Source organism: Curtobacterium sp. MCLR17_045, from assembly GCF_003234405.1.
GTDB classification, from domain to species: domain Bacteria; phylum Actinomycetota; class Actinomycetes; order Actinomycetales; family Microbacteriaceae; genus Curtobacterium; species Curtobacterium flaccumfaciens.
Genome location: NZ_QKTB01000007.1, coordinates 133,349 through 139,518, shown reverse-complemented (window position 1 = coordinate 139,518; position 6,170 = coordinate 133,349). Strand labels below are relative to the sequence as shown.

General features: G+C 71.9%; 4 protein-coding genes. 2 read left to right on the top strand and 2 right to left on the bottom strand.

Annotation, left to right across the window (positions count from 1 at the left end):
- The first annotated feature begins 81 nt into the window (after positions 1 to 81).
- Complete coding sequence (locus tag DEJ05_RS07305; RefSeq protein WP_258376110.1) at positions 82 to 2,211, top strand: fructose-specific PTS transporter subunit EIIC; 2,130 nt, start codon at positions 82 to 84, stop codon at positions 2,209 to 2,211.
- On the opposite strand, the gene DEJ05_RS07300 is transcribed toward DEJ05_RS07305, so the two are convergent.
- Entirely contained in the window at positions 2,117 to 3,151 is a 1,035-nt protein-coding gene (locus DEJ05_RS07300) for a UDP-N-acetylglucosamine 4,6-dehydratase family protein (RefSeq protein ID WP_111110106.1), read from the bottom strand. The genes DEJ05_RS07305 and DEJ05_RS07300 overlap by 95 nt on opposite strands.
- Before the next feature lie 61 nt (positions 3,152 to 3,212).
- Entirely contained in the window at positions 3,213 to 4,910 is a 1,698-nt protein-coding gene (locus DEJ05_RS07295) for a beta-N-acetylhexosaminidase (RefSeq protein ID WP_111110105.1), read from the bottom strand.
- 62 nt (positions 4,911 to 4,972) lie between these two features.
- On the opposite strand from DEJ05_RS07295, the gene DEJ05_RS07290 reads away from it, so the two are divergent.
- Positions 4,973 to 6,124: an ROK family transcriptional regulator gene (locus tag DEJ05_RS07290; protein WP_181440682.1), complete on the top strand. Its 1,152-nt coding sequence runs from the start codon at positions 4,973 to 4,975 to the stop codon at positions 6,122 to 6,124.
- Positions 6,125 to 6,170 lie beyond the last annotated feature (46 nt).

Sequence of the window (6,170 nt, the reverse complement as noted above, 5' to 3'; positions counted from 1 at the left end):
GATCCCCTCCCCACCCCGCCCGACCACCCCACGAACACCTGCACCACCGCGCGATCAGCGCCATTGCGAAGGAGCAAGCACATGTCCGCAGACTCGAGTCCGCGCCTCATCAGCGCACAGCTCGTCGGCCTCGACGAGGACCTCGGCGCCACGTCGACCGACGTCATCCGGGTGCTCGCCGATCGCGTCGCCGCGACCGGTCGCGCCGCCGACGGCGCGACGCTCGCCGACGACGCCATCAAGCGCGAGGCGAGCGTCGGAACGGGCGTCCCCGGCGGCATCGCCATCCCGCACGCCCGGTCGGCGTCGGTGTCCGAACCGACGCTGGCGTTCTCGCGCCTGGCCCGGAAGGTGCCGTTCGGCGCCCCGGACGGCGACGCCGACATCGTCTTCATGATCGCCGTGCCCGAGGGGGCGGACAAGGACCACCTGACGGTCCTCTCGACCCTGGCCCGTGCGCTCATCCGCGAGGACTTCACCGCCGCGCTCCGTGCCGCGACCACCCCCGACGAGATCGTCCGGCTCGTCGACAACGAGGTGAGCGGTGAAGTGGCCGAGGCCGGCGTCGGGAAGGCGAGCGGTGCCTCCGAACCGGCCACCGCACCGGAGGCGGGCCGCAAGGTCTTCGTCGGCGTCACCGCCTGCCCGACCGGCATCGCGCACACCTACATGGCGGCCGACGCCCTCGTCGCCGCCGCCCAGCGTGCCGGTGCCGAGATGCACATCGAGACGCAGGGGTCCTCGCAGGTCGAACCCCTCGACCCGGCCCTCATCGCCCGTGCCGACGCCGTCGTGTTCGCGGTCGACGTCGACGTCCGCGACCGCGGTCGGTTCGCCGGCAAGCCGCTCGTGTCCGGACCCGTCAAGCGCGGTGTCGACGAGCCCGACAAGATGATCGCCGAGGCCATCCGCGCCTCGGAGGACCCGCACGCCGCACGCGTGCAGGGCGGTGCCGCCGTCGAGGGCGAGTCCACCGCCAAGAACGAGCACTTCGGCCAGTCGCTCAAGCGCTGGCTCCTCACCGGCGTCAGCTACATGATCCCGTTCGTGGCCGGCGGCGGGCTGCTCATCGCGCTCGGCTTCCTGCTCTCCGGGTACGGCATCGCGCTGACCCACGGTGACTCGGGCCAGAACAACGCCGTCTTCACGCTCACCAACTACACCCTGCTGAACCTGCCGCCGGAGGGCCTCGGCTACTACCTCGGCGCCGCCGCGTTCCAGATCGGGTCCGTGTCGCTCGGGTTCCTGGTCGCAGCACTCGCCGGGTACATCGCCTACGCCATCGCCGACCGTCCCGGCATCGCACCGGGCTTCGTGGCCGGGTCGATCGCCGTGTTCATGAACGCCGGGTTCCTCGGTGGTCTGGTCGGTGGCCTCATCGCCGGTGCCGCCGCCTACTGGATCGGGCGCATCCCGACCTGGCGCTGGCTGCGTGGTCTGATGCCGGTCGTGATCATCCCGCTGTTCGCGTCGATCATCGCCTCGGGCCTCATGCTCCTGGTGCTCGGTGGCCCGATCGCCTGGGTCATGACCGAGCTCACCGCCTGGCTCAACTCCCTGTCGGGTGCCTCGGCCGTCCTGCTCGGGATCATCCTCGGCCTGATGATGGCGTTCGACCTCGGTGGTCCGGTGAACAAGGTGGCGTACGCGTTCGCCGTCGCCGGGCTCGGTGCCGGGACCGCCACGAACGTGGTGCCGTTCGAGATCATGGCCGCCGTCATGGCGGCCGGCATGGTGCCGCCGCTCGCACTCGCGCTCGCCTCGACCGTGCTCTACCGCAAGGGCTTCACGAAGCCGGAGCGCGAGAACGGCAAGGCCGCGTGGCTGCTCGGTGCGTCCTTCATCTCCGAGGGTGCGATCCCGTTCGCCGCAGCCGACCCGCTGCGCGTCATCCCGGCGTCGATGGTCGGTGCCGCGATCACGGGTGCGATCTCGATGGCTGCCGGCGTGACCTCGCGAGCGCCGCACGGCGGGATCTTCGTCTTCTTCGCGATCGGTGACGTCCTGATGTTCGTCGTCGCGATCCTGGCGGGGACCGTGGTGTCCGCGCTGGTGCTCGTCGCCCTGAAGAAGTGGGTCCGTCGTCCGGTTGCGTCGCGGGCCGGACGTGCGCCGGTCAGGCGGCCATCGCGAGTGCCGACGGGTCGATCTGGCCGGGGACGCACTCGTCGACGTCGCACGGCGCGATCGGCGCGACCGAGGTGTGGGTGATCTTCGGGTGCACGGGACGGCGTTCGGTCTCGCCGCGTCCGATGAGGTCCTCGTGGAGCTTCTCGCCCGCCCGCAGGCCCGTGAACACGATGTCGGACGGGCTCCCCGTCGCCTGGAGCATGCGCCGTGCGATGTCGAGGATCCGGACCGGTGCACCCATGTCGAGCACGAGGACCTCGCCGGGGTGGGCGATCGCAGCCGACTGGATCACGAGGTGGCACGCTTCGGGGATGGACATGAAGTAGCGGGTGGCGTCGGGGTGGGTGACGGTGAGGGGCCGTCCGGCACGGATCAGCTCCGCGAAGAGCGGGAGCATCGAGCCGCGGCTGCCGAGGACGTTGCCGAACCGGACCGACACGTAGTCGTGGCCCGTGTCGGCGGCGGTCCAGGCGGTCAACCGCTCGGCGATGCGCTTGGTCGATCCGAGTACGCTCGTCGGGTTCGCGGCCTTGTCGGTCGAGATGTTCACGAGTGTCCCCACGCCCGCGGCAGCAGCGGCGCGGAGGACGTTCAGGGTGCCGAGGACGTTCGTCTTCCAGCCTTCGTCCGGGTACTGCTCGAGCATCGGCAGGTGCTTCAGCGCCGCGGCGTGGAAGACGACGTCGGGCCGGCGGGTCAGCATGATGTCGCGGATGGCGTCGGCGTCGCGGATGTCGGCGAGGACGACGTTCTTCGTGTCGAGGAGCCCGTGACCGTCCACGGAGACCTGCACCTGCTGCAGGGCGGTCTCGTCACGGTCGAGCATGATGATCTCCGCCGGCTCGAACCGGACGAGCTGTCGGCAGAGTTCGCTGCCGATCGAGCCGCCGGCGCCCGTGATCAGCACCGACCGGCCCCGGACGAAGTCGACGGTGATCTCGAGCTCGGCCTCGGGCTGTCGATCCCCGATCAGTGCGTCGATGTCGAGCCCGTCGAGGCCGGGGATGCTGCGCTGTGGCATGGGGGTCTCCTCCGTGAAGTCCTCCCCAGTGTGAACCTCTCACATGTGAAATGTCAATTGGTCAGTCGGCGATGTTCGCCGTCACCGCGTCGATGTACGCCGCACGCTCCTCGCGCGAGTGCGGGCGCCCCGGCACGCCCGGCCGCTGCTCCCACGGGAACGGCCCGGCCTCGTGCCGGTACTCGATGCCCATGGCCTCGAGCCGGGCGGTGTGCTCGGCCAGGCGTCCGCGGAACTCGGCGAGGTCGCGCGGCCCGGTGACGTCGGCCGACCACAGTGCCTCGGCGAGGGCGGCGACGCGGGGGAAGAGCTGGTAGTCGAGCCGACGGGCGGTGTCGACGTGCTCCGTCCACATGTTGCCCTGGCCGCCGATGACGTGGACGCGCTCGTCGTCGGTGAGCCCCGACGGCACCGGGTCGAAGGCGAAGACGTCGTCGACGGTGAGCACGATCGACACCGGGATCGGCTCGGTCGGCAGGTCGCTCTGGCGGTAGTCGAGGTACACCTGGTCGTCCGGCGACGAGATGACGTCGTGCCCGCGGCGGGCGGCGGTCCGTGCGCCGGTCAGCCCGCGCCAGGAGACCACGGTCGCCGAGGGGTCGAGCGTGCCGCCCTCGAGGATCTCGTCCCACCCGAACGCCCGCCGGCCGTGCGACTCGACGTGTGCGGCGAGCTGCCCGATGATCCAGGCCTGCAGCTGTTCCTCGTCCTGCAGCCCGAGCTCGCGGATGCGCTCCTGGGTGCGGGGGTCGGTCTCCCACTGCACCTTCGGGCACTCGTCGCCGCCGATGCCGATGTAGCCGGAGGGGAAGAGTGCGATGACCTCGTCCAGGACGTCCTTGAAGAAGTCGATCGTGGCGTCCTCGGCGTTCAGGACGTCGTCGGCGATGCCCCACTCCGTCCACACCTCGACCGCTTCGCCCGTGACGCCGAGCGACGGGTAGGCCGCCAGCGCCGCGCGGACGTGCCCGGGGGTCTCGATCTCGGGGACGACGGTGACGAACCGGTCGGCCGCGTAGGCCACGATCTCGCGGACGTCGTCCTGCGTGTAGTACCCGCCGTGCGGGCGGCCGTCGAACCCGGCGACGACGAGTGTGCCGTCCGGCCCGGGGACGTGCGCGCCGACCTGGGACTCCCGACGCCAGGACCCGACCTCGGTCAGGCGCGGGTACTTCCGGATCTCGATGCGCCACCCCTGGTCCTCGGTGAGGTGGAAGTGCAGGCGGTTGATCCGGTGCGCGGCGAGTTGGTCGACCACCCGCATGACCTCGTGCTTCGTCCGGAAGTGCCGGGCGACGTCGAGCATCACGCCGCGCCAGGCGAAGGCGGGGGCGTCCTCGACGACCACGGCGGGGACGGACCACGGACCGGTCGCGACCCGGCCGCGGCGGTACACGTCCGGGGGCAGCAGCTGCAGCAGGGCCTGCACACCGTAGAAGACCCCGGCGGGCGAGCCGCCGACGACGTCGACGCCGTCCGGCGTCACCGTGAGGCGGAACGACTCCGCCCGGTCGCCCTCCGGCGTCGTCGGGCCCGCGGGCAGGGACGGGTCGTCGGCGACGCGCAGCGCGATCGTGCCGGTCCCCGGTGCCGTGTCGTCGAGGGCGTCCCGCACCGGCAGCCCGGTCGATCCCCGCAGGGTCTGCTGCAGGTACAGTCGGACGGACTCGCTCGCCGGGTCGGCGGCGATCCGGGTCGACGGGGTGATCGCGAAGGCCCCGACACCGGGAGCGGTGCGGCGCGGTCGTGGGACGAGCATGTCGGAGCCACCATTCCTCAATGATCTTTCGTAATGTGGAGGCTATGACCGTGGAGCAGACCGTGTCAACGACCCCCGGTGTCGTGGGGACGACCCCTGGCGTCCTGCGGCAGATGAACTCGCGGGCGATCCTCGACGAGCTCCTGCGCGACGACGTCTCCCGCACGGTCACCGAGCTCGGGCGCACGGTCGGACTCTCCCGCCCCACGGTCGAGGCGGCGCTCGCCGACCTGGTCGACGAGGGCTGGGTGACCGAGGCCGAGGCGATCGCCACCCCGAACAAGGCCGGTCGTCGCGCCAAGCGCTTCGCCGCGGACGCGTCGGCCGGCTCCGTGCTCGGGGTGGACCTCGGCCTGCACGGGATCGTCGGCGTGCGCGCGGACCTGCGCGGCGTCACGCTCGCCCGCGTCGAGGAGCGCTACACCGACCTCGCCGACGCCGAACAGGCCTGGTCGAGCGTGCAGGACGTCGTCCGTCGGCTGACGGCGCCCGTCGGTGGCACGGTCGGTGGCTCCGCCGGTGGTGCGCCGGTGCTCGGTGCCACGTTCGGGGTCCCGGCGGTCGTCGACCGCGACGGCGCGATCGACTACACGGTCGCGGTGCCGGAGTGGGTCGAGCGGCGGGTGCCCGGCCGGATCCAGGACCTCTTCCCCGGGGTCGCCACCTTCTTCGACAACGACGCCAAGCTGGCGGCCACGGCCGAGGCGCGGTGGGGGCGGTTCCACGGCGTCCGGGATGCCCTGTACCTGGTCATGGGTCGGCAGATCGGTGCCGCCCTGGTGGTCGACGGCTCGTTGGCGCGCGGTGCGCGCGGTGCGGCCGGCGAGATGGGCGGCATCGCCTCGACCGGCTGGCCCGCCGCGCCCGCCCGCCTGGAGGCCCGGATCCCGTCCGGCACGGACCTCGAATCCGTCTTCGCGGCGGCGGCCCAGGGCTCGGTGTCGGCAGTCGAGACCGTCCGTGCGTTCGCGGCCGACGTGGCACCCGGCGTCGTGCAGCTCGTGACGACGATCGACCCCGAGGTCGTCGTCGTCGGTGGTGAGGTCCTGCCGGCTGCCGAGGTGTTCTGCGCCGCGCTCGACGAGATCGTCACGCCGCAGCTCCGGCACCCGGTGGCCTTCGCCCCGTCGACCGTCGGTCGCGACGCCGTCGCCCGGGGTGCCCTCGCCCGGTCGCTCGCGCACGTCCGCTCCGCCCACATGGGACTCGGCTGACACCCAGGGAGCGTGCCGGGTCCTGACAGGGCGTTCAGGGATGCTG

What these genes read in the sequence shown, in the direction of transcription:
- DEJ05_RS07300 (WP_111110106.1), bottom strand. Translation starts at nt 3,151, where the DNA reads ATGCCACAGCGCAGCATCCCCGGCCTCGACGGGCTCGACATCGACGCA.
- DEJ05_RS07295 (WP_111110105.1), bottom strand. Translation starts at nt 4,910, where the DNA reads ATGCTCGTCCCACGACCGCGCCGCACCGCTCCCGGTGTCGGGGCCTTC.
- DEJ05_RS07305 (WP_258376110.1), top strand. Translation starts at nt 82, where the DNA reads ATGTCCGCAGACTCGAGTCCGCGCCTCATCAGCGCACAGCTCGTCGGC.